Here is a 24669-nt window from a genome sequence, read left to right on the forward strand (position 1 = left end):
GCTCCTTGCGCCGGGTGACTCCGCGTGGCGCTCGAGCGTGAACTGTACGACCGTCGCGCGCTCGCTGCATCCTCTCGTCCGGCATCGAGGCCGGCGGGCACGCGGTTATGATCCGCCGGTGACGCTGCGCCGCAAGCTCGCCTGGGTGGCCGTCCTCTACTTCGCGGAGGGGTTCCCCTACGGCATCGCGTACGACGTCTGGCCAGTCTACTTCCGCCTGCACGGGGTCTCGTTGCGCGAGATCGGCCTCATGTCGCTCCTCTTCCTGCCTTACACGCTCAAACCCGCCTGGGCGCCGTTCGCCGACCGGGTCGGCTCGCGTCAGGGGTGGATCGCCGCCTGCCAGGTCGGCCTCGCCGCCCTCTGCCTGGCGATGCTCGGATTCGACGCCGCACACCCGGGTGCGGCGCTCTGGGGGATCCTGCTCGCCTTCACCTTCCTCTCGGCGACGCAGGACATCTCGATCGACGCCTACGCGGTCGACGTCTCGACGCCGCGCGACAGCGGACTGATCAACGGCATGCGGGTCTCTCTCTACCGCGGCGCATTGCTCTTCGCCGGCGGCGTGTTGCTGCTCCTGGCGGACCGTCCCACCTTCGGTTGGACCGGCGTCTGGATCCTCGCCGCCTGCCTCTGCCTCGCCTCGGCGGTCCTCGCCTTCGCCAGCCCTCGCGTCCCGCGCGAGCACGCCGGCCGGGTGGTTCCCGCCGCGCTCGACGGCACCGTCGCGCCGCTGAAGCGCTTCGGCCCCGGGCAGGCAGCGTTGCTCGCTGCCGCCGGCGTCCTCGTGGCCCAGGCCTACCGCACCGACTGGCAAGGGCTCTGGGTGACGCTCGCCGTGATCGCCGGGTCGTTCGCCCTCGTCTCCTTCCTGTCGCCGGAGATGCTGCGCTGGGCCTTTCGTCGCGAGATGCTGCCGGTCGTCGCGTTCGTGCTCTGCTTCAAGATCGGCGACTCGATGCTCGGGCGGATGGTCAAGCCGTTCTGGGTCGATCGCGGCATGACGCCGACCGAGATCGGCCTCTTCTCCTCCGGCATCGGCATGGGACTGACGATTCTCGGCGCGCTCGCCGGCGGCTGGTTCATCCAGCGCCGCGGCGTCTTCTCCGGATTGTTCTGGCTGGGTGCCGCGCAACTCGTGTCGAACTTCGGTTATGTCGTGGTCGCGGCGCTCGACCTGCCGCGCGGCGACGCCAGCCTGCTCGGCCTTTCGTTCGGCCCCTTTCAAGCGACGCTCTACGCGGCCTCGGCGATCGAGTCGATCTGCCAGGGGTTGGGCACCGCGGCCTTCCTCTCGTTCCTGATGAACCTCTGCGACCGCTCGCATGCGGCAACGCAGTACGCCCTGCTCTCGGCCGGATTCTCGCTGTCGCGAGACCTCGCCGGCGCCTTCTCGGGAATCGGCGTCGAAGGGCTCGGCTACCCGATCTACTTCGCCATCACTGCGGCGCTCGCCCTGCCGGGGCTCGCCCTGCTGCCGTGGGTCCGTCGGATGATCCGCGAGCAGGGCGACCCACCCGCCGGCAACCCGGCTCCGGCCACCCTCGGCTGAGCACCGCGTCGCCTTTGCTAGAGTGCACGTCGGCAAGGAGAACCGCTTGGAGCTGCTGCGCGACTTCCTCCATCTCATCGGTACCGTCGAGGGTCTCACCGAGCTGATCCGCTGGGGCGGGCTCGCAGCGCTCATCGGCATCGTCTTCGCCGAGACCGGCCTGCTCGTCGGCTTTTTCCTGCCGGGCGACTCGCTGCTCGTCACCGCCGGCTTCGTCTGCGCCACGACCGGCGCGCTCGAGCTCTGGCACCTGCTCGTCTTCATCTCGCTCGCCGCCATCGTCGGCGATTCGACCGGCTACGCCATCGGCAAGAAGGCCGGGCCACCGCTCTACTCGCGGCCCGACTCGCGGTTCTTCAAGCGCGAGCACCTGCTGCGCACCAAGGAGTTCTACGAACGCTACGGCGGGATGACGATCGTCCTCGCCCGCTTCATGCCGTTCGCCCGTACCTTCGCACCGGTCGTCGCCGGCGTCGCGCAGATGCGCTATCGCCGCTTCGTCTTCTTCAACATCGCCGGTGGCATCGCCTGGGTCTGCTCGATGATCCTGCTCGGCTACTTCTTCGGCCAGATCCCCTTCGTGCAACGCCATCTCGAGAAGGTCCTGGTGCTGATCATCCTGATCTCCGTGGCACCGGTCTTCGTGCATTGGTGGAAGGGGCGGCGCGCCAAGAGCGGAGCTCCGGCTCCGTCAGCGGACTGAGGCGCCGTTTCGAGCGCCCCTTCCCGACTCTGCAAGCCTCTTATTTCCAGGATTTCCGAGTCGCCCCCGCAGGCGATCGGTGCTACCCTTCGGGGCATCGACGGATCACCTCTTGCCGGCCGCCGCTGACCTCTGTCCGGAGGAAAGAGCGTAGATCTGTACCAGGAGGATCGCCCATGACCATTCGCACCCGTCTTTCGTTCGCCGCGGCGCTGCTGAGCTTCGCCGTGGCTCCCGCCGCCTTCGGCCAGGCCACGCGCACCTGGGTTTCCGGAGTCGGCGACGACGCCAATCCCTGCAGTCGCACGGCGCCCTGCAAGACCTTCGCCGGCGCCATCTCGAAGACCGCCGCCGGCGGCGAGATCTCGGTGCTCGACCCCGGTGGCTTCGGCGCGGTGACGATCACCAAGTCGATCACCATCAGTGGCGACGGCACGCTCGCCGGCATCCTTTCGGCCGGGACCAACGGCGTCATCATCAACGCCGGAGTGAACGACCGCGTGGTGTTGCGCAACCTGAGCATCCACGGCGCCGGGACCGGGCTGAACGGGATCCGCTATCTCGCCGGCGGCCGCGTCGAGCTCGACAGGGTCACGATCTCCAGCGTCACTACCCGGGCGATCGACATCTCGCTTTCGGCCAGCGGAACGATCGTCGGCCGCGACGTGTCGATCGTCGGCGCACCGGCCGGAATCCGGATCGCCACCACCTCGGGATTCGCCACCGGCGTCTTCGACCGCTTGAGCATCTTCGGCGCCACGACCGGCGTCGAGGCAACGGCGAACACCTTCGTTTCGATCAGCGACTCGACCGTCAACTCCGGCGGCACCGCGCTGCTCAGCTCCGCCGCGACCAGCCTCCTCATCGCCGAGGGCTCGACCCTCGCCTTCAACGGCACCGCGGTGAGCGCCTCGGTCTCCGGCGCCACGGTGCGGTTGGCCAACAACGGGATCTACAACAACACCGTCGGCATCTCGTTCGTCGCCGGCGCCCAGGTGCGCTCGGCGGGCAACAACCGGGTCGACGGCAATCCGACGACCACCGCGCCGAACTTCGCCATCCCCTTGCAGTAGCTCCTCGCGGGCTTCAGACTTGGCGGGCCGGTCGCTTCCGGGCGGCCGGCCCTCTTCGTCTGGAGACCTGCGATGCCGACGCCTTCCTTCCACACCTCGGTCCTCGACCGCTTTCTGCGCTACGTCCGCTTCGACACGCAGTCGAGCGAGACCTCCGAGACCTATCCTTCGACCGCCAAGCAGCTCGTGCTGCTCGAGCGGCTCGTCGGCGAGCTGCGCGACATCGGCCTCGACGACGCCGCCATGGACGCCCACGGCTACGTCACCGCGACGATCCCGGCGACCTCGGCGAAGCGCGAGGTGCCGGTGATCGGCTTCATCGCCCACGTCGACACCTCGCCGGAGATGCCGGGCGAGAACGTCGAACCGATCGTGCACCGCGCGTATCGCGGACAGGATCTCGTCCTCCCCGACGATCCGACCGCGGTGCTCCGCTTCGCCGACAACCCGCACCTCGCCGAGCAGATCGGCAACGATCTCGTCACCGCCTCCGGCACGACGCTGCTCGGCGCCGACAACAAGGCAGGTGTCGCCGAGATCGTCGCTGCCGCCGAATACCTCCTGGCGCACCCGGAGATTCCGCATGGAGTGATCCGGATCGCCTTCACCCCGGACGAAGAGGTCGGGCGCGGCACCGAGCACTTCGACGTCGCCGCGTTCGGCGCCGCCTGCGCCTACACGATGGACGGCGAAACGCTCGGCGAGGTCGAGATGGAGAGCTTCTCGGCCGACTCGCTGACCCTCACCTTCCAGGGCTTCAACACCCACCCCGGCTACGGCAAGGACCGCCTCGTCAACTCGATCAAGGTGGCCGCCGACTTCGTCTCCCGGCTGCCGAAGGACGGGCTCTCCCCCGAGACCACCGAGGACTACGAGGGCTACGTCCACCCCTACGTGGTCAACGCGAGCGTCGAGCGCACCTCGGTCAAGCTGCTCATCCGCGACTTCCGCACCGCCGCGCTGGCGGAAAAGGAGGCGTGGCTCGAGAAACTGGCGCACGAGACCGTCGCCGCCTGGCCGGGCGCCTCGGTCACCGCCAAGGTCGAGGAGTCCTACCGCAACATGCGGGAGATCCTCGACGCCTACCCGCAGGTGGTCGAGAACGCCCGCGAGGCGATCCGCCGCGCCGGCCTCGCCGTGCGCGAGCGCCCGATCCGCGGCGGCACCGACGGCTCGCGCCTCTGCTTCATGGGCCTGCCGACACCCAACCTCTTCGCCGGCGAGCACAACTTCCACTCCCGGCTCGAATGGGTCTCGGTCCAGGACATGGAAAAGGCCGTCGAAGTGATCGTCGAGCTCTGCCGCGTCTTCGAGGAGCGCGCGCCGCGCTGAGTGGAGTACCTCAGAGCTGTCCCGACGTCAGAGCATCGAGTCGGGCGCGGTATGCCGCGTCGGCGTAGCGCGAGAGGAGGAACTCTCCGGCGTCGTCCGGCAACTCGCCACCGGCGACCCAGCCGCCGAGCAGCTCGGCGAGACCCTGCGAGGCCATGATCCCGTAGCCGGAGAGGCCACAGAAGAGGTGGAATCCGGCCACCGGCGTCGGGCCGACGAGCGGACGATTCTCCCGTGTCTTGCAGTAGTAGCCGCCGTCGACTCGCGGTTTTCGCATGCCACGCTCGAGGTAGGCGGCAGCCGCAGGCACCATTCGCGCGAGGCCTCGCACGGCGACCTCGGGATAGACCGGGTCGAAGCGCGGAGGGAAGACCGGCGGGACCGGCTCGAGATGGTAGGTCCAGAGCAGTAGAAGCCAGCGGCTCGCCCGCCCGCCCTCGGGGCGGAAGTGCATCCCTGCCGGCAGCGGTCGCAACAGCGGGGCGAGGGCCGGGTCGGCCGCGATCCCGGCACGCTCTTCCTCGCTCCAGGCGAGCTCGATCGGATCGCACCAGATGGTGAGCGGCAGCTCGCGCGGCACCACGCCGAGATGGTCGTCGAAGAAGACCTTGCCATGGAGCTCGCAGGTGAGCGGCAACTCGACCCCGGCCAGGCCGGCGACCTCGGCAGCGTGCGGACCCGCCGCGTCGACGACGGTCGCCGTGCGGACACGCTGCCGCTGTCCGTCGTTCGTCTCGATCACGACCTCCTGCACGGCCCCTCGCTGGACCTCGATCGCCACGACGCGCCCGGCAACGAGCCGGGCGCCGGCATCGCGCGCACGGTCGAGCAGCTCCATGCCGAGCTGCTGCGCCGAGAGCCAGCCGCACCGTCGCGCGTGGAGCGCGGCCACGGCGTCGCCGGCAAGCCCCGGGAAGAGACGCTGGATGCGCCGCGGATCGAGCAGGAGATCGGCGCCGTCGAGCGTCGGGTCGCACCCGTCGAGCCGGAGCGGCGGGTACGCCCGTTCGTCGTCGCCCGGCCGATGGACCCGCAACGCCCCCGCTCCGAGCGCCGAGATCTCCCGGCCTTGCCGCTCGAGCTCGCGCGCTGTCGCGGGGACGCCCGTCAGGTAGAGGTAGCCGGCGCGGTTGAGCGCCAGTCGCCCGCCGCTCGTCCGCTCGAGCTCCTCGAGCCGGTCGATCGACCGGTTCATCAACCGCACCAGGGTCGAGCCCGGACCGGGCCACCAGTTGCGGTAGCACTCGGTCGACTTGTCGCTGGTCAACGAGAGGGGCGGCAGCGGATCGACGATGACGACGTCGCGCCGGCCGCGCCGCACCGCGAGCTCGTGCGCCGCCGCGAGACCGCCGATGCCGGCACCACAGACGACGACCGAAGCCTGTTCCATGGACCCTCCTCGGACCGGCCGCTCACGTTGTCGCGGGTGCCGCCGCGACCTCGACCCGATTGCGCCCGGCGCGCTTGGCCGCGTAGAGCGCCGCATCCGCCGCGGCGAGCAGCGCGGCGCTCGAGCTGCCGACCTCCGGCACCTGGCAGGCCACGCCGGCGCTGAGCGTCAGCCGCCGCCAGTTCGTTGCGTCGGCGTGCTCGATCGCCAGCTCCTCGATGGCGGCACGCGCCTGCTCGGCGAGTGCCTGTGCCGAGGGGAGATCGGTCGCCGGCAGAATGACCACGAACTCCTCGCCGCCGTAGCGCGCCACGACGTCGCTGGTGCGGCGGGCGAGATCGGCCAGGGTCGCCGCCACCCGCCGCAGGCAATCGTCGCCGGCAGCGTGGCCGTAGCGATCGTTGAACGCCTTGAAATGGTCGACGTCGAAGAGCACGACGCCGATCGGCGCATGGAGCCGCTGAGCGCGACGCCACTCCGCCTCGAAGACGTGATTGAAGTGCCGGCGGTTGGCCACGCCGGTGAGACCGTCGACCAGGGTGATCCGTTCGAGACGCCGGTTCGCCTCGACGAGCTCGCGATTCACCTGCTCGGCCTCCTGCCGCGCGGCGTCGGCACGACTCTTCTCCGCCGCCAGGCTCGCCGTGCGCTCCTCGACTTCACGCTCGAGGCGGGCGCGATAGCGATCCTCCCCCTCCCGCTGCTCGAGCTCGAGGGTGCGGATTCGCGAACCGAGGGCGAAGGCCAGGAGGACCATCTCGAGCGCCGAGCCGATCTGCGCGCCATAGCGCGTCGCGAAGCTCGTGTGCAGCCACCCGAGGTAGGCCAGGACGTAGGCCATCACCCCGAGGACGAGGGCGCCGCAGGCGACGAGGTAGATCCGCGCCGGCGCGAAGCCCGAGCGCAGCGCCCGGCCGCCCGCCACGAACTGGAGCAGCACGACCGCGAAGGCGAGGAGGGCCAAAGGGTCCATCGCCAGGTCCCACTGACCGGCGAGGGCCGCCAGCCCGAGCCCGATGGCCGCAACGCTGGTGAAGTCGAGCAGGCGCGACAGCCGGCGTTGACGAACGCCGAGTTGGAGGTACTCCTGCACGAAGCGGTTTCCGCAGACGAGCGCCATCACCGAGAAGACGAAGATCGAAACCTCGTCCCAGCCCGGCCAGTCGGGCCAGAGCAGGTCGAGCCCGACCCCCGCCGTCGCCAGCCAGATCGAGGCGAAGCTCCCGGCGTAGAGCACGTAGCGGAGATAGACCCGGTCGCGGACCGACAGCCAGAGGAAGAAGTTGTAGAACACCACGGCGAGCATCAGCCCGCCGTAGAGGCCGTGCAGGTGGCGTTCGCGACTCTCCCGGCGGAAATGGGCGGCCATCCCTTCGCAGCCGGCGAGGAATCGGTCCGGACGGAAGTGATGCCCCGGCAGTGCGACGAATCGCAGCAGCAGCGACCGGTGGACGTGCGGCTCGGCGAGCACCGGAATGAGCGGTCGGACGCTCTGCAGCGCCCGCCGCCCGAGCGGCAACGCCGCGCCGGTCACCTCGCGCGGCGGCGACAACGGGTCGTCGAACGCCTCGACGCGATGCCAATGGCCGTCCGGAACGAGGACGAAGGGCGTCGGCACGGTGACGCGCGATTCGAGCCGCAATCTCGCCCAGTAGACGCCCGGCGCAAGCTCCTGCGGCTCGGCCGGCGGCGTGGCCCATCCGGACTGAGCGAGGGCCTGCGACGGCTCGAAGCGCCCGTCGGGATCGGCGAGCACCTCGACGGCGCCGCGCAGCGCGCAGCTTTCGTCGTCCGGCCCGAGGACCAGCGAGTCGGCAGCACGGGCCGTTCCGCTGCCTGCGGCAAGGGCGAGGAGCACGCCGACGCTGAACCCGGCGAGGAGCGACCCGCGCGCTGCCGGCCCTGCCTCCCTTCGCTCTCGCAAGGCGTCGCGGCTCATCGTCGCCAGTCGCTCAAGCGAGTGAGCGCAAGAAGAGGCTCGCCCGTTCGCGGAACTGGGCGGTCCACTCGTGCCCGCCGGAGAACTCGCACACCTCCGGCTCGAGCCCGCGCGCCGCGAGGCGCGATCGGTCGGCGGCGAGCTTCTCCGGGGTGTACCACTCGTCCGCGGCGCCCCGGCCGAGCAACGCGCGTCGCACCGGAAGCTCGGACAGCCCATCGAGGTCGGGAGGCACGTCGCCGCCGAGCGCGATCACCGCCCGACAGCTCGGCGCGGAGGCCGAGAGTCCGACCGCAGCGCGCCAGGCCATCGCCGCTCCCTGGGAAAAGCCGCAGGAGACCCAGAAAGGAAACGGCACGATCTCGTGCAGACGCGCCAGCACCGAAGCAACGTAGGCGACGTTGTCGGCGATCGCCGACTCGCGGTCCTCGCGCGTCATCCAACTGCGGACCACCTCCCCCTGGCGGGTGTAGAAAGGGTGGAGCGCTTCGACGGCCGCGAGCGACCAGCCGTCGAGGTCGGGCAGTTGCACCAGCTCGCGTAGCTGCGCGGCGGCGACCTGACCGTAGCCGTGGAAGCCGACGAGCAGCGGCGCCCCCGGGGCCCCGGGGACGAGATGGAAGCGGCCGGTGGTGCGGGCGACCACCCGCTCGCTCACCGTGACCGGCGGTTCGGCCGGGGTGGCGGCGTCAGCCACGCCCCCTCCGCAGCCCGAAGAGCCCGCGCGGTTGCTTGGCCGGACGGACGGTCGCTGCCGCGAGCTGACGCGTCCGTTCGCCGACGAGCGCCACGAAGTCGGGCTCGTCGGCGCACTCCGCCGCCAGGCGGACGAGCGCGCTCCCGACGACGACGCCGTCGGCGCAGGCCGCCACTTCGGCAACCTGCTCCGGCGAGGAGACGCCGAACCCGACCGCCACCGGCAGCTTCACCCGTTTCCGGACCGCCGCGACCTCGCGGGCGAGCGACTCCGGGAGCTGCTCGCGCACGCCGGTGGTCCCGGTGCGCGAGACGTAGTAGACGAAGCCGCTGCCGAGCCGCGCGACGCGCTCGACGCGCTCTCGCGTGCTGGTCGGCGCGAGCAGGAAGATCGTGTCGAGCCCCTCGGCACGGAGCGCGGGCAGCACCTCCTCCTCCGCTTCTTCGGGCGGCAGGTCGACGATCAGCACGCCGTCGACCCCCGAGGCCGCCGCCTGCTCGGCGAAGCGCTCGAGGCCGTGGGCCAGCAGCGGATTGAAATAGGTGAAGAGGACGATCGGCACACCGACACGCGCCCGGCAACGCGCCACCAGCTCGAGGATGCGCGAGAGCGTCGTTCCGCCGGCGAGCGCTCGCGCCGCGGCGGCCTGGATCACCGCCCCGTCGGCGATCGGATCGGAGAACGGCACGCCGAGCTCGACGAGGTCGGCGCCGGCACGCGCCATGGCCGTCAACAACCGCTCGGTGGCAGCGAGGTCGGGATCGCCGGCCACCAGGAAGGGGACGAACGCCGCTCGCCCCTCGGCCTCGCAACGGGCGAAGGTCGCCGCGATCGCGCTCATGCGCCACCTCCACTGCGGCGCCGCGGCGCCCGCTTCGCCGCGTCGAACGCGAGGACCGACTCGACGTCCTTGTCGCCGCGGCCGGAGAGGTTCACCACCAGGACGTGCCGCCGCGAGAGGCGCGGCGCGCGCTGGAACGCCTCGGCGAGAGCGTGGGCGGTCTCCAGGGCGGGGAGGATCCCCTCGCACTCCGCCAGTCGATGGAAGGCGGCGACCGCTTCGTCGTCGGTCGCGCTGACGTACTCGACGCGTCGGCGATCGCGCAGCTCGGCATGTTCCGGACCGACCGCCGGATAGTCGAGGCCCGCCGAGACCGAGTGGGTCGGCGCGACCTGCCCGGCCTCGTCTTGCAACACGTAGGTGCGCGTGCCGTGCAGCACGCCGAGGGCCCCGCCGGCGAAGCGCGCCGCGTGCTCGCCGAGGTCCTCTCCTCGCCCGCCGGCCTCGACCCCGATCAGTCGCACCCGCGGCCGGTCGAGGAAGGCGGTGAAGATGCCGAGCGCGTTGCTGCCGCCGCCGACGCAGGCGATGACCACGTCGGGCTCGGAGCGCCCGACCGCCTTCTTCAGCTGCCGCCGGCACTCCTCGCCGATGACCCGGTGGAAATCGCGCACCATCCGGGGGAACGGGTCGGGACCGAGCACCGAGCCGAGAATGTAGTGAGTCGTGCGGACGTTCGTCACCCAGTCACGCATCGCCTCGTTGATCGCGTCCTTGAGCGTGCGGCTGCCCGCGTCGACGGCGACGACCTCGGCGCCGAGCAGGCGCATGCGATCGACGTTGAGGCGTTGCCGCCGCATGTCCTCCTCGCCCATGTAGACGACGCACTCGAGACCGAGCAGCGCCGCCGCCGTGGCGGTGGCCACGCCGTGCTGGCCGGCACCGGTTTCGGCGATCACCCGGCGCTTGCCCATCCGCTCGGCGAGCAGCGCCTGCCCCAGGGCGTTGTTGATCTTGTGCGCGCCGGTGTGGAGCAGGTCCTCGCGCTTGAGGAAGAGCCGCGCGCCGCCGAGCTCGCGCGAGAGGCGCTCGGCGAAGTAGAGCGGCGTCGGCCGCCCCGCCCAGTGGGAGAGGAGATCGGCGAGGCGATCCCGGAAGCGCCGGTCGCGCCGCGCCTTGTCGTAGGCCGCAGCGAGCTCGGCGAGCGGCGCCATCAGGGTCTCGGGCGCGTAGCGCCCGCCGTACGGCCCGAAGCGACCGCGCGCGTCAGGTCCGGACTTCCAACTCGCCATGCCCGACCTCCTCGAAAAGACGGCGCAGCAACGCCGCGTCCTTGACCCCCGGCGCCGACTCCACGCCGGAGGCGACGTCGATCCCGTCGGCGCCGGTCGCCGCCAGCGCCGCCCGTGCATTGCCGGGAGCGATGCCGCCGGCGACCAGCACCGGGCGACCGCTGGAAGGGCGCGGCAGCCGCTCCCACGACCAAGTCTCACCCGTCCCGCCGTAGCGTAGCCGATCGGCGCTGTCGACGAGAAACCCCCACGCCTGCGGGAACGGTGCGAAGTCGACGGCGGCGGCGCCGCCGCGGAAGACCTTGACGGCGCGCGCTCCGAGCTCCCGCACCGTCCCGTCCGGCTCGTCGCCGTGGAGCTGGGCGAGGTCGAGCTCGACCGCTTCCATCGTGCGCCGTACCTCGTCGAGCGGTGCGCCGACGAAGACGCCGACGCGCAGGGCTCGCTCCCCCACTTCGCGAGCGATCTCGCGGGCGCGATCCGTGGCCACTCGCCGCGGGCTCCCGGCGTAGAAGTTCAGCCCGATCATCGCCGCGCCGAGCTCGACGGCGAGCAGCGCGTCGGCGACGCGGGTCACTCCGCAGATCTTGACGCACGGGAGATGGCTCATCGCGCGATCCGCCCCGGGTTCGCGCCGCCCGCCCCCCAGGTCCCTCGCTCCCGCTCGGGACGACCATCGAAAGCCAACCGCCCGTCGTCCTGAGCGAAGCGAAGGACCTGGGCGGGGGAAACGATGCGGCGCTCGCTCATCCGAGCAGCTCCGCGAGCTTCGCCGCCGGGTCGTCGGCGAGCAGGAGGCTCTCGCCGATCAGGAAGGCGTCGAAACCGGCGGCGGCGAGCCGCGTGACGTCGGTGCGGGTGGCGATGCCGCTCTCGGCCACCCGCAGCGCACCGGGCGGCAGCGTCGGGGCCAGCGCGATCGACCGCTCGAGGTCGACGTCGAAGCTTCGCAGATCGCGGTTGTTCACGCCGACGAGCTCCCAGTCGCGCCCGGCGAGCCGCGCCACCTCGGCGGCGTCGTGCGTCTCGACGAGCGGCACCAACCCGCGCCGGCGGGCCGCGGCGGCCAGCTCGGCGAGCTCGCTCGCCTCGTAGAGCGCCGCCACCAACAGCACCGCGTCAGCCCCCGCAGCGCGCGCCTCGTCGAGCTGGCGCACGTCGACCACGAAGTCCTTGGCCACCGCCGGCAGACCGGAGGCCTCGCGACAGGCCGCCAGCAGCTCGTAGCTGCCGAAGAAGAAGTCCGGCTCGACGACCACCGAGAGGCAGGCGGCGCCGAGAGCCGCGTAGAGACGCGCCTGGCGGAGCGCATCGACACGGCCGGCGAGCGAGCCCAGCCGAGGCGAGCCCATCTTCACCTCGGCGATCACCGCGTTGCCTCGCCGAGCGGCGAGCGCGGCGACGAAGCGGTTGGCGACGAGCGGCGGCGCGGTCGTCTCGCCCGGCGGATCGAGGCCGAGCGCCGCCGGTGCCAGGCCGAAGCACTCGCGACGGCGCGCCACGATCCGGCGCAGCACGTCCGGCAGGGAACGCGGGGGCGCGCCCGCGCTCACCATGCGAAGCTCCGCAGCTCCTCGAGCTTCGCCGCTGCGGCACCGCTGCCGAGCGCTTCGCGCGCCCGTTCGACCGCCGCGGCGAGATCCGGTGCGAGCCCGGCGACGAAGAGCGCGGCACCCGCGTTGAGTGCCACGATGTCGGCGATCGGCCCCGCCGCCCCGGCAAAGAGCCGCTCGGCGACCCGGGCGTTCTCCTCGGGAGAGCCGCCGGCGATCGCTTCGAGGCGCACACGCGCCAGGCCGACCTCCTCGGGTGCCACGTCGTAGGTCTCGACGCGCGTGCCGCGCACCTCGGCGACGAAGGTCGGGCCGGTCGTGGTCAACTCGTCGAGCCCGTCGCTGCCGTGCACGACGAGGGCGTGACGACAGCCGAGCTCGGCGAGGACCTGGGCGACCGGGAGGACCCGTGCCCGGGAGAAGACACCGAGCAACTGCCGCTCCGCGCCGGCCGGGTTGGTCAGCGGTCCGAGCAGATTGAAGACGGTCCGCACGCCGAGCGCGCGACGCACCGGCATCACCTCGCGCATCGCCGGATGGAGCCGCGGCGCGAAGAGGAAGGCGAGCCCGACCTGCTCGAGCAGACGCGCCGCCTGCTCCGGCTCCACCTCGACCTCGACGCCCAGGGCGGCGAGCAGGTCGGCGCTCCCCGAGCGACTCGACACCGCCCGGTTGCCGTGCTTGGCCACCGGCGCGCCCGCCGCCGCCGCCACCACCGCCGCGGCGGTCGAGACGTTGAACGTCCCCTTGCCGTCGCCGCCGGTACCGCAGGTGTCGACCACCCCCTCGCGCCCGTGCTCGACGCGCCGCACCCGCGCCCGCATCGCTCGCGCCGCCCCGGCGATCTCGTGCGGGGCCTCGCCTTTGGCCGACAGCGCCACCAGCAGCCCGGCCTTCATCGCCTCGTCGAGCGCGCCGTCCATCAGTTGGCCGAAGAGGTGCTCGACCTCCGGGCCCGAAAGGTCCTCGCGCGCGAGCCAGCGCTCGAGCGCCCGCCGCGGCTCGATCACGACTCCACCTCCCCGGCACAGAGGCGCAGGAAGTTGCCGAGCAGGCGCGGCCCTTCGCGCGTCAGCACCGACTCGGGGTGGAACTGCACACCCCAGTACGGCAGCTCGCGGTGTGCCATGCCCATCAGCGTCCCGTCGTCGGCCCAGGCGAGCGGCTCGAGCTCGGCCGGAAGCGACGCCTCGGGGACGGCGAGCGAGTGATAGCGCGTCGCCTCGAACGGATCGGAGAGCCCGGAGAAGATCCCGCGTCCGGTGTGGCGCACCGGCGAGGTCTTGCCGTGCATCAGGCGCGGTGCCCGCTCGCAGCGCCCGCCGAAGGCGACGCCGAGCGCCTGATGACCGAGGCAGACCCCGAGCAGCGGGACGTTCGGGCGTCGCTCCAGGAGCTCGACACAGACGCCGGCGTCCTCGGGCCGTCCGGGCCCGGGCGAGAGCACGATGCCGGTCGGGCGCCGCGCCAGCATCGCCGCGGCGCTCTCGGCGTCGTTGCGCAGCACCAGCACCTCGGCCCCTTCGGCCGCCAGGACCTGGACGAGGTTGAAGGTGAAGGAGTCGTAGTTGTCGACCATCAGGATCACGACCGCACCTCCCCGGCCTCGATGGTGCGTGCCAGCGCCACGGCGGCGAGCAGGGCCGCCGCCTTGTTCTCCGTCTCGCGTTGCTCGGCGGCCGGATCGGAATCGGCGACGATGCCCGCGCCGGCGGTCACCGAGGTCTCTCCCCCCTGCACCACGAGCGTGCGAATGGTGATGCAGGTGTCGAGGTCGCCGCTGAAGGAGAGGTAGCCGACCGCTCCGGCATAGGGGCCACGCGCCTCCGGCTCGAGCGCGTCGACGATCTCCATGGCGCGGATCTTCGGCGCCCCGGAGACCGTCCCGGCGGGAAAGCAGGCGAAGAGCGCGTCGAGCGCCTCGCGCCCCGGCGCCAGCTCGCCCTCGACGTTGGAGACGAGATGCATCACGTGGCTGTAGCGCTCGACGTCGAAGAACGAGGTGACCTCGACGCTGCCGGCGACCGCCACCCGTCCCAGATCGTTGCGCCCGAGGTCGACGAGCATGACGTGCTCGGCACGCTCCTTGGGATCGGCGAGCAGCTCCTCGGCGAAGCGTCGATCGTCCTCCGGCTCGAGCCCGCGCGGGCGCGTGCCGGCGATCGGCCGGGTGACGACGCGACGGCCGTGCTTGCGCACCAGCATCTCCGGCGAGGCGCCGACCAGCGTCACCTCGGGGCTCTCGAAGAGCACCATGTAGGGGCTCGGATTGACCAGCCGCAGGGCGCGATAGAGGGCGAGCGGCGGCGGCGCCTCGGGCACGCGGAAGCGGCGCGCCAGCACCACCTGGAAGATGTCGCCGGCGGCGATGTGCTCCTTGGCGGTCGCCACCGCGGCGCGGAAGGCCGCGCCGTCGAAGGCCGAGGCGAACGGCGGCGGATCGGGGGCGCGCGCCGGCAAGGCCACCGCCCCGGTGCCGCGGGCGCTGACCAACAGGCGCTCGAGGCGGTCGAGCGCCGCCTCCGCCTCGGTGGCGGAGACCTCGCCTTCGATCTCGTTGGCCACCAGCACGACGCGCTGGCGGGCGTGGTCGAAGACCACCAGGTCGTCGAAGCGCGCCAGGACGGCGAGCGGCAGCCCGTAAGGGTCGGGGGGGCGCTGCGGCAGCCGCTCGAGCAGACGGATCGTGTCGTAGCCGAAGAAGCCGACGAAGCCGCCGGTGAACGGGAGCGGCCCGGGCTCGCTCGCCAGGTCGGACACCACGGCGCGCAGCGCGGCGAGCGGCTCGCCAGGCATGGCGCGGCGCTCGAAGTCCCGGTCACGCTCGAGACGATCGGCATGCAGCCGGTAGAGCTCGCGCGGAGCCGAGCCGAGGAAGCTGAAGCGCGAGACCTGCTCGCCGCCGGTCACGCTCTCGAAGAGGAAGCGCACCGGCGAGATCCCGGCGAGGCGCCGGTAGACGGCGAGCGGGGTCAGCGTGTCGGCCAGCAGCTCGCGAAGGTGCGGTACCGCCCGACGCGGTCGCGGCGAGCTCATCGCGCCCCTCCCCGCTCGGCGTGCCGGCGCGACAGCTCGCTCGCCACCTCGCCGAGACCGACATCGCGCGAGCGCAGGAGGACGAGCAGGTGGAACAGCAGGTCCGCCGACTCGCTGACCAGTCGTTCGCGGCTCCCCGGCTCGCCGGAGGCGACGGCGGCGATCACCGTCTCGGTGGCCTCCTCGCCCACCTTGCGGGCGATCCGGTCGACGCCGTCGGCGAGCAGCCGCGCCGTGTAGCTCGTCGACTCGCCGCCTGCCGCGCGCTCGGCGACAACCGCCTCGAGCCAGCCGAGCTCGAGCGCCGCCGGGTTCGGCTCGAAGCAGCTGCGCGTCCCGCGGTGACAGGCCGGGCCGGCGGCCCGGACGCGATAGAGCAGCGCGTCGCCGTCGCAGTCCGGCGTCACCGACGTGACGGCCAGCGTGTTGCCGGAGCTCTCGCCCTTGCGCCACAGCGCCTGGCGCGAGCGGCTGAAGAACCAGGCCTCGCCCGAGGCCAGCGTGCGCTCGACCGCCGTGCGATCGGCCCAGGCGAGCATCAGCACCGCCCCGCTCCCCTCCTCCTGCGCCACCACCGGCAGCAGTCCGCGTTCGTCGAACCGCAGGCTGTCGATCGCCAGAGTCATGCCCTCTCCTCTCCCTCGTCACCCGGCGCCCAGCGCACCGGGAATCCGCGCCGGGCGAGCTCGCGCTTGACCTCGCCGACGGTGAAGCGTCCGGTGTGGAAGATCGACGCGGCAAGCACCGCCGCCGCCCCGGCCTCGAGCGCCGCCGCCAGGTCGGCGGGATCGCCCGCCCCACCGGAGGCGATGACCGGCACACCGACCGCTCGCGAGGCGGCGCCGAGCAGCTCGAGATCGTAGCCGGCGCGCGTGCCGTCGCGGTCGATCGAGGTGAGCAGCACCTCGCCGGCACCGCGTTCGACCCCTTCGACGATCCAGGCGAGCGCGTCGCGACCGGCCGGCGTGCGACCGCCATGGGTCACCACCTCCCAACCGTCGCCGCGGCGCCGCGCATCGACCGAGAGCACGACGAACTGTGAGCCGAAGCGCGCCGCGAGCTCGGAGACCAGCTCCGGCCGTGCCACCGCGGCGGTGTTGACGCCGGCCTTGTCGGCGCCGGCCGCCAGCAGCTCGCGGGCATCGTCGACGGTTCGCACGCCGCCGCCCACGCAGAGCGGCACGAAGACGCGCTCGGCCGTGCGTCGCACCCAGTCGAGGCGGGTGCGACGGGCGTCGGGCGCGGCACCGATGTCGAGGAAGACGATCTCGTCGGCCCCTTGGGCGGCATAGCGCTCGGCCGCCTCCGCCGGGTCGCCGTGGTGGGTGAAGTCGGTGAAGCGCACCCCCTTGACGACGCCGCCGTCGGCCACGTCGAGGCACGGGATCACCCGGCAGGCGAGCTCGGTCTGCCTCGCCTCGGCGCTCACGAGCGCTCCTCCCCGGCACAGGCGGCGAGCGCCGCGGCGAGCGAGAAGCGCCCCTCGAAGAGCGCTCTCCCGACGATCACCGCCGCGACGCCCGGCGTCGCGCGGGCAGCGACGAGATCGCCGAGCGCCGCGACGCCGCCCGAGACGATGGCCGGCAGGCCGCTCGCGGCGGCGAGTGCGCGCGCGAGGTCGAGGTTCGGTCCGGCGAGCGTGCCGTCGCGCCCCACGTCGGTCACCAGCAGCGCCGGACAGGGCGCGCCGCCGAGCCGGGCGGCGAGCGTTTCGGGCCGCACGGGCGAGCTCTCCGTCCAGCCGGCGAGGCGGAGACGCCCGGCGTCGCACTCGAGTGCCGGCACGAGCCGCTGCGGCAGGGCCTCGGCAAGCGCGAGGAAGCGCTCCGGATCGCGCACCACGAGCGAGCCGACGACGACGCGCTCGAAGCCGGCGGCGAGCGCCGCGTCGATCGCCTCGCGCGAGCGCAGCCCGCCGCCGAGCTCGAGGGCCGGACGGTCGACCGCCGCGGCGAGTCGGGCGAGCAGGGCGCGCTGCGGCGCCTCGCCGAACGCCGCGTCGAGGTCGACGAGGTGCGCGCGCCGCACCCCGGCGGCGCGAAAGGCGGCGAGCAGCGCGAACGGATCTGCCGGATAGACGGTGGTCTCGTCGTCCCGCCCTTGACGCAGGCGCACGACCTCCCCGTGCCGGAGGTCGATCGACGGCAGGAGCTCGACGAGGCCGGCCTCGACCGTCATGCGCATCGCGCCAGCTCCAGGAAGTTGCCGAGCAGGCGCAGACCGGCGTCGCCGCTCTTCTCCGGGTGGAACTGCGTGCCGAACACCCGGCCGTCGCCGGCCACGGCGGCGAACGGCCGGCCATGGCGCGCCACGGCGAGACGGAGACGCGCGTCCACCCCCTCCGGCGCGAAGCTGTGGACGAAGTAGGCGTACTCGCCGTCGGCGAGCCCGACGAGGAGCGGATGGTCGGCGACCTCGCGCAGGCGGTTCCAGCCGATGTGCGGCAGCGGCACGTCGTCCGGCAGCCGCGTGACGCGACCGGAGAGCAGGCCGAGGCCGTCGGTCGAACCGAACTCCTCGCTCGCCGAGAAGAGCAACTGATAGCCGACGCAGATGCCGAGCAGCCAGGCTCCCGCCCCGAGCGCAGCGCGCAGGGCCGCCTCGCGCTCGCCGCGCAGCGCTTCCCGGGGCGGGCGGAAGGCGCCGACGCCCGGCAGCACCAGCACCCGGCCGGCGGCGATCCGCGCCGGCTCGCTGGTGATCTCCGCCGTCGCGCCGAGCCGGGCGAGCGCACGGACCACGTTCCCGAGGTTGCCCACCCCGAGATCGACGACCGTCACCCCGCCGGCACCCGCCGTCGCCCCGTCGCTCATGCGGTGAGCGTCCCCTTGGTGCTCGGCACGTCGCCGCCGCGGCAGGAGACCGCCTGACGCAACGCCAGCGCCACCGCCTTGAACGCCGCCTCGGCGGCATGATGCGGGTTGCGCCCGGCGAGCAGGTCGACGTGGAGGGTCAGCCGCCCCCGATCGGCGAGCGCCTGGAAGAAGTCGGCGAGCAGGGTGAACGGCAGCTCGCGGGTGATCCAGCTCGCCTCGAGCTCGGCCGGCACCCGCCAGGCGCAGAAACCACGGCCCGAAAGGTCGACCACCGCGCGCGCCAGCGCCTCGTCGAGCGGCGCATAGGCATGGGCGAAGCGCGTCACGCCGGAGCGATCGCCGAGCGCTGCGGCGAGCGCCTCGCCGACGGCGATCCCCACGTCCTCGACCGTGTGATGCAGGTCGACGTGCGTGTCGCCGTGCGCCACCACCGTCAGACCGAGACCGCCGTGGGTCGCCAGCGCCTGCAGCATGTGGCCGAAGAAGCCGTTCGGCACGTCGAGCGTCACCGCGCCGCCGTCGAGCGCCAGATCGACGCGCACGTCGGTCTCGCGGGTCTTCCGTTCCACTGTCGCCTGTCGTCGGCTCATCGCGTCCCTCGTCTTTCCAGTCCTTCGGCGCAATCTTCTGCCCCACCTTCGCCCACACCTTCATCGGCCAGGATCTCGGCGAGCGCCGCTCGCGTGTCGCGCCACGCCGCACCGCAGCCGACCGACACCCGCAGGCAGCCGGCGAGCCCGGCGCCGCGCGAGAGGTCGCGCACCCGGATGCCGCGCGCCGCGAGGCCGTCGCGCACGCGCACCGCCGTCTCGCCCGGCCAACGGGTCAGCACGAAGTTGGCCTCCGACGGGAAGACCTCCGCCCCCGCGCGCGCGAGCATCGCGCTCCACGCCGACCGCCGGCCGATCAGCAGGCGAACCCGACGCCCCGCGGCCTGCGGATGAGCGAGCGCCACCTCGCCGGCGAGCGCGCTCGCCTGGTTGACGTTGTACGGCAGCTTGAGCTTGAGCAACTCGCCGGCGAGCCCCGGGTCGGCGAGGAGGTAACCGAGCCGCATCCCGGCGAGCGACCAGGCCTTCGAGAAGGTGCGGAAGAGCAGCAGGTGACGGTGCCGCGCGAGGAGCGGCCGATAGTCGTGGCCGGAGAACTCGCCGTACGCGTTGTCGAGGAAGAGCGGCGCTTCGAGGCGCGCCAGCAGCGCTTCGACCCGCTCAGCCGGTATGGCCTCGCCGGTCGGGTTGTTCGGCGTGCAGAGCAGCACCGGCCGCCGCGGGTCCTCGGCCACCGCCGCTTCGAGCTCGTCGACGGCGAGGCGCAGGTCCTGCCGCGGACCGAAGGCGCGCCACCGCGCGCCCGCCGCCAGCGCGAAGACCGGGTAGAGCCCGAAGCCCGGAGCGAGAGCGAGCAACTCGCGCCCGCCGGCGAGCGCCGCGAGGGTGAGCGCGAGCAGCTCGTTCGAGCCGTTGCCCACCAGCACGCCGTCGCGCGGCCAGCCGTGCAGCGCGCCGAGCGCCGCGCGCAGCGCGTCGGCGTGGAAATCCGGGTAGCGCGCCCAGTCGCCGGCGAGCCAGCGCCGGGCGATCGTCTCGCGCAGGCGACGCGGCAGCTCCCACGGCACCTCGTTCTGGTCGAGCTTGTGCCGGCAGGGCGAAAGGTCGAGGGTGTAGGCCGAAAGGGCGCGCACCGTCTCCGGCAGCAGGGCTCGCGGGTCGGCCGTCGAGAGCGTGCTCATCGCGCCTTCCTCGGCCCGGAGGGGACGCGAGTCGCGACCTCCGGACTCGCGAGCCGCAGGCTCCCCGCCTCGCCTCCGGCCTCTCGCCGGCGGGCGGCCTCGGCGTGCGCCGGCAGCCCTTCGGCCTCGGCGAGCACGCGGGCGGCGGCCGCCAGGCGCGGCGCGCTCGCCGCGGCGACGCGCACCAGGTGACTGCGTCGCACGAAGTCCTCGACGCCGAGCGCCGAGGCGAAGCGCGCCGTGCCGCAGGTCGGCAGGACGTGACTGGGACCGGCCACGTAGTCGCCGAAGACCTCCGGCGTCATCGCGCCGACGAAGATCGCGCCGGCGTTGCCGAAACGCTCCGCCGCCGACTCGAACGGCTCGCCGACGAGCTGCAGGTGCTCCGGCGCGATCCGCGCCACCGCGGCGATCGCCTCGTCGAGGTCGCCGACGAGCAGCGCCCCGCCGAGCGCCGCGAGCGCGGCGCGTGCCGTCGCCGCGGTGGCGAGTCGCGGCAGCTGCCGTTCGAGCTCGACGGCGACCGCACGCGCCAGCGCACGGCTCGGCGTCAGCAGGATCGCCGCCGCCTTCGGGTCGTGCTCGGCCTGCGCGAGCAGATCGGCGGCGACGAGCTCGGGCGACGCGTCCGCTCCGGCGACGATCACCACCTCGCTCGGCCCGGCGAGCCCGTCGATCGCCACCTCCCCGGCCACCTGTCGCTTGGCCGCGGTGACCCAGGCGTTGCCCGGCCCGACGATCTTGTCGACACGCGCGATGCTCGCCGTGCCGAAGGCGAGCGCCGCCACCGCATGGGCGCCGCCGCAGCCCCAGATCTCCTCGACGCCGAGGCGCGCCAGGGTGTAGCGGAGCGTGACGTGCTCGGCCCAGGCGCGCGGCGGGGTGACGACGACGATCTCGCCGACCCCGGCGACGCGGGCCGGCACGACGGTCATCACCGCCGTCGACGGATAGCAGGCGCGACCGCCCGGCACGTAGACGGCGACGCGAGCGAGCGGCTCGCGCCGCTCGACGAGCTCGACGCCGTCGAGCTCTTGACGAAAACCGGGGACCACCTGTCCGCGGTGATAGGCCTCGACCGCCGCGATCGACGCTTCGAGCGCCGCGGCGAAACCGGCCGGCAGCCCCACGCCCTGGCGGTCGGCCGCGCTCGGCCGGAGGCGCAGCTCACCGACGCTCGCCGCCGCGACGCCGTCGAGCTCGGCCACCGCGGCGAGCAGCGCCGCGTCGCCCCACCGGCGCACCGACTCGACGAGGCGTCGCGCCGCCCGCTCGGTCGACGCGTCGAGCACGCGCCCGCGCCGCGCCGCGAGACGGGCGAGCATCCGCTCGCCGCTCGCCGAGCCCAGCGGGCGGATCGAGAAGATCGGGCTCATTGCGCCACCTCCGCCCGCTCGAGCCGCTCGCAGAGCTCGCCGAGGGCCCGGCGGTGGCGCAGGAACGCGCCGCGGTTGACGACCAGGCGCGGCGCCACCTCACGCACCACCGCGAGCTCGACCAGACCGTGCTCGGCGAGCGTGCGCCCGGTCTGCACGACGTCGAGCGCCAGCTCGGCGAGGCCCAGCACCGGGGCGAGCTCGACCGAACCCGAAAGGCGCACCACCTCGGCGCTCCACGGCGCCGTCGCGACGAAGGCGCGGGCCGTCTGCGGGTACTTCGAGGCGAGACGCACCTGCGCTCCGGGCCGCGGCAGCGTGCCGGGTCGGCCGATCAGCGACAGCCGGCAGCGCCCGTCGAAGAGCGCGAGCGGGGCGAGCAGGTCGCCATCGACCTCGTCGATGACGTCGCTGCCGACGATCCCGGCATCGGCGATCCCCTGCTCGACGTAGAGCGGCAGGTCCCAGTCCTTGAGGATGAACGCCTCGAGCCCCTCGTCCGGGAACTCCCAGTGCAGGCGCCGCCCCGGCTCCTCGAGACCGGCGAGCCGGTAGCCCGCGGCGCGCAGCGCGGCGAGCGCGGCGTCGAAGATCCGTCCCTTCGGCAGTGCCAGGCGGAGCGTCGCGTCGCCGGCCATCTCAGATCTCCTCCGCGATGCTCTCGGCGAGGCGCGAGAGCCCGTCGAGACCGAGGGAGAAACCGAGCGCCGGCGCCGCCGCTCCGAGCGCGGCGAAGAGCCCGTCGTAGCGCCCGCCTCCCCCGACCGGCGAAGCGGCGGGACCGGCGTAGGCGCGGAACACCAGGCCGTCGTAGTAGGAGCGCCGGTCGCGCGCCGCAAGCAGGCGGGCGTCGAGCGTGCAGAGCGCGAATTCGGCGAGGTCGATCTCGACCTGCGCCGCCGGGTAGGCGACGGCGAGCTCGTCGCGCAGCGCGAGCAGCCGCGCGAGATCGGCGGCGGCCGCACCGAGCACCGCCGTGTCGTCCGGCACGCCGCGCTCGACGATCGCCAGCAGCTCGGCGCCGCCGCGGCGAGCGACGCCCCGCTCGCGGCGCGCCACCCCGCGGGCGAGCTCCAATGGATCCGCCTCGCCGGCGAGCAGCAGCGCGTCGAGCGCGCCGGCGAAACCGAGGACGAGATGCGGCCGCGCGATGCCCGCCGCCGCGAGCAGGCGCAGGAAGAGCCGCAGCGCCTCGCGCTCGCCGGCGCCCTCCGCCTGGCCGGCCGCGGCGCCGACGATCTCGACGCCGAGTTGGTAGAGCTCGCGCTCGCGCCCGAGGCGCGACTCTTCGTAACGCACCACGTCGCCGCGATAGAAGAGGCGCAACGGCAGCTCGAGCCCCGGCAGACGCGGCGCGAGCAGCCGCGCCAGCATCGGCGTGAAGTCGCTGCGCAGCGACAGCAGCTCGCCGTCGCGGTCGGTGAAGCGGTAGAGCTCGGCGCGCGCCGAGGCCGAAAGCAGCCCCTCGTACGGCTCGTGGAAGTCGACGACCGGCAGGACGACCTCGGCGAAGCCGCCCGCCTCGAGCTCGGTGGCCAGGCGCGCTTCGAGCTCACGGCGACGGCGCGCGGCGCCGAAGAAGAGCGCCGAGACCCCGGTGGGAAGCGAGGCGGTCACTCTCACGACGCCGCTCCCGGAGCCACTCCCGGAGCCGGCAGGCCGAGCACCTCGCGCCCCAGCTCGGGCGGCAGCTCGCACCCGGTGGTCATGTAGAACTGCGGCCGCGCCTGTTGCAGCAGCACCTCTCGCCCGTCGACCGCCGGCAATCCGCGCCGCATCGCCTCGCTGAGCCAGGGCGTCGGCTCGTCGCCGTAGACGAGGTCGACGACGACCGTTCCGGTCGCGACCTCGGCGAGTGCGACCGGCGGCAGCCCTTCGCCGTCCCGCCCGATCGAGGTGGCGTTGACCAGCACGTCGAAGCCCCGCGGGCGGAAACCGTCGAGCGGCGCCGCCTGGACGCGCAGGTCGCGCGCCACCTCGCGCGCCCGCTCGTACGTCCGATTGACCAGCGTCACGCGCGCCCCCTCGTGCGCCAGCCCGGCGGCCACCGCGCGCCCGGCGCCGCCGGCGCCGACCACGGCGACGGCGAGCCGCGCGGGATCGCGGCCAAGGGCACGCAAGGCTCCGGCGACACCGACCGCGTCGGTGGTCTCGGCCTGACAGACGCCGTCGGCGAAGAGCAGCGTGTTGGCCGAGCCCGAGAGCACGGCGAGCGGGCTCGCCGCCCCCGCCACCGCCATCGCCACCTCCTTGTGCGGCGTGGTGACGCTGAAGGCACGCAGCGGCATTCCGAGGCGCGCGAAGATCCCCGACTCGACGATCTCGAGCCAGAAGTCGGCGAACCGCTCGACGTGGAACGGCAGGTAGAGGCCGGCGAGCCCGAGGGCGCGATAGCCGCCGTTGTGCAGCCGCGGCGAGAGCGAGTGGGCGACCGGGTTGCCGATCAGCCCGGCGATCCAGGCGACGTCGCCGAGCTCGGGCAGCCCGAAGTCGGCGCGCAGCCGGGCGACCGTCGGCTGGCCCGGCGCACCGGGCGTCTCGCTCGCCGCGCCGTAGACCCACGGCGCTCCGAGCCGCGGCGCCAGCAGGCGCGTCCACGCCGCCGAGGCGCCGGCGGCGAACGACAGCAGATCGCGCCGCCGCGAATCGGCGGCGAGCTCGAGCGAGGCCAGCTCTTCGCCCGGCGCGGTGGCGAAGGTCACCAGCTTGTAGAGCGCCGCCGGGACGGAAGCCATGCGCGAGAACCGGCGGCGCAGCGTTTCGAGGTCGGCGGGCGCCCCGTGCCACGAGAGGACGCGCCGTTCGGCGGGGATCGTCGCCAGCAAGTCGTCGCTCGCGTCGCGTTCGGCTTCGAGGTCGACGAGGTCGTAGGCGCTCGCCGCCTCGCCGATCCGCCGCCGGCGACGCTCCCGGGAGCCTTCGAAGGCGCCCCCTTCGGCGCGACTGCGCAGGGTGTAGAGGAGCCGGCCGGGGAAGTGCGAGCGCAGCCAGGCCGCGTCGAGATCGCCGACGAGGTCGGCCCGCACCTCGAGCAGATCGGCGAGGCCGCCGAGCGCGGCAAGCGAGCGCCCGTCGGCGGCCGGCGGCTCGGTCAGCGTAGCGACGAGAGTGGCACGAGCTCCCAAAACGAAAACCTCCTCCCGGGTTCCCGGAAGGAGGTCAGCTCGCGCGTGTCGGATGCCAGCCTCGCCCCGGGGCCCTGCGGGCCGGGGCAACAGGCCCCGGCCGTCAGGCGGCGTGGGTATGGACGTGGAGACGCCACCAGCCCGCCCCGCCCGTGGCGGAGACAGGAAGGTTGGCGCTCTGCGTCATGCCCGACATCGCGAGCGGGTTCTACCAGCGGGGATCGGCGGATGTCAAGTCGGGTACCGCACCTGACGCTCCCACCGCTTGCGAT

At 73.2% G+C, this 24669-nt stretch carries 24 protein-coding genes; 4 read left to right on the top strand and 20 right to left on the bottom strand.

Annotated elements, in window-relative coordinates:
• Positions 1-37 precede the first annotated feature (37 nt).
• The 4 genes from IPJ17_16530 (at position 38) to pepT (ending at position 4660) form a co-directional block, all read left to right on the top strand.
• A complete protein-coding gene (locus IPJ17_16530) occupies positions 38-1552 on the top strand; it encodes an MFS transporter (GenBank protein ID QQR73075.1) in 1515 nt (504 codons plus the stop codon).
• A gap of 55 nt (positions 1553-1607) precedes the next feature.
• The gene (locus IPJ17_16535) at positions 1608-2255 is read left to right on the top strand and encodes a VTT domain-containing protein (protein QQR76205.1); all 648 of its coding nucleotides are present in this window, start codon (positions 1608-1610) and stop codon (positions 2253-2255) included.
• Positions 2256-2431: 176 nt separating this feature from the next.
• On the top strand, positions 2432-3328 hold the full coding sequence (locus tag IPJ17_16540; protein QQR73076.1) for a hypothetical protein: 897 nt from the start codon (positions 2432-2434) through the stop codon (positions 3326-3328).
• A gap of 72 nt (positions 3329-3400) precedes the next feature.
• Positions 3401-4660: a peptidase T gene (gene pepT, locus IPJ17_16545; protein QQR73077.1), complete on the top strand. Its 1260-nt coding sequence runs from the start codon at positions 3401-3403 to the stop codon at positions 4658-4660.
• Between the two features lie 10 nt (positions 4661-4670).
• Here the strand turns inward: pepT and IPJ17_16550 are convergent, their stop codons facing one another.
• From IPJ17_16550 to IPJ17_16645, 20 genes are all read right to left on the bottom strand, one after another.
• Complete coding sequence (locus IPJ17_16550; GenBank protein ID QQR73078.1) at positions 4671-6050, bottom strand: FAD-binding oxidoreductase; 1380 nt, start codon at positions 6048-6050, stop codon at positions 4671-4673.
• A gap of 22 nt (positions 6051-6072) precedes the next feature.
• Positions 6073-7974 carry a diguanylate cyclase gene (locus tag IPJ17_16555; GenBank protein QQR73079.1) on the bottom strand — a complete coding sequence of 634 codons (1902 nt, stop codon included), beginning with the start codon at positions 7972-7974 and terminating at the stop codon, positions 6073-6075.
• A 28-nt stretch (positions 7975-8002) separates the two neighbouring features.
• Positions 8003-8686 carry a phospholipase gene (locus IPJ17_16560; GenBank protein QQR73080.1) on the bottom strand — a complete coding sequence of 228 codons (684 nt, stop codon included), beginning with the start codon at positions 8684-8686 and terminating at the stop codon, positions 8003-8005.
• Positions 8679-9527: a tryptophan synthase subunit alpha gene (locus IPJ17_16565; protein ID QQR73081.1), complete on the bottom strand. Its 849-nt coding sequence runs from the start codon at positions 9525-9527 to the stop codon at positions 8679-8681. Before IPJ17_16565 ends, IPJ17_16560 begins: the two co-directional genes overlap by 8 nt.
• Complete coding sequence (gene trpB, locus IPJ17_16570) at positions 9524-10759, bottom strand: tryptophan synthase subunit beta (protein ID QQR73082.1); 1236 nt, start codon at positions 10757-10759, stop codon at positions 9524-9526. Before trpB ends, IPJ17_16565 begins: the two co-directional genes overlap by 4 nt.
• Entirely contained in the window at positions 10734-11369 is a 636-nt protein-coding gene (locus IPJ17_16575; GenBank protein ID QQR73083.1) for a phosphoribosylanthranilate isomerase, read from the bottom strand. Before IPJ17_16575 ends, trpB begins: the two co-directional genes overlap by 26 nt.
• Positions 11370-11505: 136 nt before the next feature.
• Positions 11506-12315, bottom strand: a complete 810-nt coding sequence (locus IPJ17_16580; GenBank protein QQR73084.1) for an indole-3-glycerol-phosphate synthase — start codon at positions 12313-12315, stop codon at positions 11506-11508.
• The gene (gene trpD / locus IPJ17_16585; GenBank protein ID QQR76206.1) at positions 12309-13319 is read right to left on the bottom strand and encodes an anthranilate phosphoribosyltransferase; all 1011 of its coding nucleotides are present in this window, start codon (positions 13317-13319) and stop codon (positions 12309-12311) included. The genes IPJ17_16580 and trpD overlap by 7 nt, the downstream gene beginning before the upstream one ends.
• Entirely contained in the window at positions 13319-13900 is a 582-nt protein-coding gene (locus tag IPJ17_16590; protein QQR73085.1) for an aminodeoxychorismate/anthranilate synthase component II, read from the bottom strand. Before IPJ17_16590 ends, trpD begins: the two co-directional genes overlap by 1 nt.
• Positions 13897-15348, bottom strand: a complete 1452-nt coding sequence (gene trpE / locus IPJ17_16595; GenBank protein QQR73086.1) for an anthranilate synthase component I — start codon at positions 15346-15348, stop codon at positions 13897-13899. Before trpE ends, IPJ17_16590 begins: the two co-directional genes overlap by 4 nt.
• Complete coding sequence (locus tag IPJ17_16600; protein ID QQR73087.1) at positions 15345-15974, bottom strand: bifunctional phosphoribosyl-AMP cyclohydrolase/phosphoribosyl-ATP diphosphatase HisIE; 630 nt, start codon at positions 15972-15974, stop codon at positions 15345-15347. The genes trpE and IPJ17_16600 overlap by 4 nt, the downstream gene beginning before the upstream one ends.
• Positions 15971-16777 (bottom strand): imidazole glycerol phosphate synthase subunit HisF, encoded by an 807-nt coding sequence (gene hisF, locus IPJ17_16605; protein QQR73088.1) that lies wholly within the window; start codon positions 16775-16777, stop codon positions 15971-15973. The genes IPJ17_16600 and hisF overlap by 4 nt, the downstream gene beginning before the upstream one ends.
• Positions 16774-17532 (bottom strand): 1-(5-phosphoribosyl)-5-((5-phosphoribosylamino)methylideneamino)imidazole-4-carboxamide isomerase, encoded by a 759-nt coding sequence (locus IPJ17_16610; GenBank protein QQR73089.1) that lies wholly within the window; start codon positions 17530-17532, stop codon positions 16774-16776. Before IPJ17_16610 ends, hisF begins: the two co-directional genes overlap by 4 nt.
• Positions 17523-18161 (bottom strand): imidazole glycerol phosphate synthase subunit HisH, encoded by a 639-nt coding sequence (gene hisH / locus IPJ17_16615; GenBank protein ID QQR73090.1) that lies wholly within the window; start codon positions 18159-18161, stop codon positions 17523-17525. The genes IPJ17_16610 and hisH overlap by 10 nt, the downstream gene beginning before the upstream one ends.
• Entirely contained in the window at positions 18158-18754 is a 597-nt protein-coding gene (locus IPJ17_16620; protein ID QQR73091.1) for an imidazoleglycerol-phosphate dehydratase, read from the bottom strand. The genes hisH and IPJ17_16620 overlap by 4 nt, the downstream gene beginning before the upstream one ends.
• Positions 18751-19896 (bottom strand): histidinol-phosphate aminotransferase family protein, encoded by a 1146-nt coding sequence (locus IPJ17_16625; protein QQR73092.1) that lies wholly within the window; start codon positions 19894-19896, stop codon positions 18751-18753. The genes IPJ17_16620 and IPJ17_16625 overlap by 4 nt, the downstream gene beginning before the upstream one ends.
• Positions 19893-21272: a histidinol dehydrogenase gene (hisD, locus tag IPJ17_16630; protein QQR73093.1), complete on the bottom strand. Its 1380-nt coding sequence runs from the start codon at positions 21270-21272 to the stop codon at positions 19893-19895. The genes IPJ17_16625 and hisD overlap by 4 nt, the downstream gene beginning before the upstream one ends.
• Entirely contained in the window at positions 21269-21910 is a 642-nt protein-coding gene (locus IPJ17_16635) for an ATP phosphoribosyltransferase (GenBank protein ID QQR73094.1), read from the bottom strand. The genes hisD and IPJ17_16635 overlap by 4 nt, the downstream gene beginning before the upstream one ends.
• Position 21911: 1 nt before the next feature.
• On the bottom strand, positions 21912-22895 hold the full coding sequence (locus IPJ17_16640) for an ATP phosphoribosyltransferase regulatory subunit (GenBank protein ID QQR73095.1): 984 nt from the start codon (positions 22893-22895) through the stop codon (positions 21912-21914).
• The gene (locus IPJ17_16645) at positions 22892-24397 is read right to left on the bottom strand and encodes a type I 3-dehydroquinate dehydratase (GenBank protein ID QQR73096.1); all 1506 of its coding nucleotides are present in this window, start codon (positions 24395-24397) and stop codon (positions 22892-22894) included. The genes IPJ17_16640 and IPJ17_16645 overlap by 4 nt, the downstream gene beginning before the upstream one ends.
• Positions 24398-24669: the final 272 nt, after the last annotated feature.

Source organism: Holophagales bacterium, assembly GCA_016699405.1.
Taxonomy (GTDB): Bacteria; Acidobacteriota; Thermoanaerobaculia; order Multivoradales; family JAGPDF01; genus JAAYLR01.